Genomic DNA, 1,086 nt, shown 5'->3' with positions numbered 1-1,086 from the left:
CGAGGCGCAATTAGCACATTTTAAGGCTACATTAAGAAGCCTCGGATATCCTCTAATCGGTGAGGAAGAGGGTGTTATTGATAATGCTACTCTTAAGCTCAAGAGTTTTGTCTCTTGTGCCGTTGGTAAATTTTCAACTGATAAAGAATCAGATTAATTTCAAAATTGTGAGGAGAACAGATGTTTAAAACGACCAATCCCGGTAACGTCCCTGTATGGGTAAATACCGATAACTGTAAAGCATGTGATATTTGTGTATCGGTATGCCCATCGGGTGTACTCGGTATGCGTTATGAGCCGACATCAACCTTGGGTGCTATGATCTCGATCAATCATCCTGAGAGTTGCATCGGCTGTAATGAGTGCGAACTCACATGCCCTGACTTCGCTATTTATGTTGCGGATAAAGCAGATTATAAATTTGCAAAACTGACTGATGAAGCAAAAGCACGTCAAGCGGCTATTATCGCTAATAAGTATATGTCACTAGACCAAGCAGGAGTGAAATAATGGCAAGAGAAGTAATTTCAACAGGTAACGAATTATCAGCACTCGGTGCTTTTGATGCGGGTTGTATGTTTTTCGGCGGATATCCGATCACTCCATCATCGGAAGTAATGCACGAGATGTCTGATCTTCTACCGACTGTCGGTGGAAAATTTATCCAAATGGAAGATGAGATTGCCGGTATTTCTGTAGCACTCGGTGCTTCAATGGCGGGTACAAAATCGATGACGGCAACCTCAGGTCCGGGGATCTCTCTTAAAGCAGAGCAAATCGGTTTGGCGTTTATCGCTGAAGTTCCATTGGTTATTGTTAACGTAATGCGTGGAGGTCCATCAACCGGTCTTCCGACTCGTGTATCCCAAGCGGATATCGGTCAAGCGCAATATCCGACCCACGGTGATTACGCATCGATCACGTTATGTGCGGGATCACTTGAAGAGTGTTATACGCAAACCGTACGCGGATTTAATTTGGCTGAGCGATACATGACTCCGGTATTCGTCCTTTTGGATGAGACGGTAGGTCACATGCACGGTAAAGCAATGCTTCCGGATCTCGAAGAGGTAAAAGCTTCAATCG

Annotated in this window: 1 protein-coding gene and 1 pseudogene; both read left to right on the top strand. The window is 44.5% G+C overall.

The genetic code is table 11. The features are described 5' to 3' along the window. Window positions 1–180 precede the first annotated feature (180 nt). Window positions 181–510: a 4Fe-4S dicluster domain-containing protein gene (locus A2517_RS07600; protein WP_294895712.1), complete on the top strand. Its 330-nt coding sequence runs from the start codon at window positions 181–183 to the stop codon at window positions 508–510. Beyond that, a pseudogene (locus A2517_RS07595) lies at window positions 510–1,086 on the top strand (2-oxoacid:acceptor oxidoreductase subunit alpha); the annotation flags it as partial. The gene A2517_RS07600 and the pseudogene A2517_RS07595, both read left to right, overlap by 1 nt.

Source organism: Sulfuricurvum sp. RIFOXYD12_FULL_44_77 (assembly GCF_001830725.1).
Classification (GTDB): Bacteria; Campylobacterota; Campylobacteria; order Campylobacterales; family Sulfurimonadaceae; genus Sulfuricurvum; species Sulfuricurvum kujiense_A.
Note: the sequence above shows the minus strand (reverse complement) of the source record. Positions and strands in the feature narration are given on the sequence as shown.

Bases quoted from the DNA above. Each gene is read 5' to 3' on its own strand.
- A2517_RS07600 (WP_294895712.1), top strand. From the start codon at position 181: ATGTTTAAAACGACCAATCCCGGTAACGTCCCTGTATGGGTAAATACC.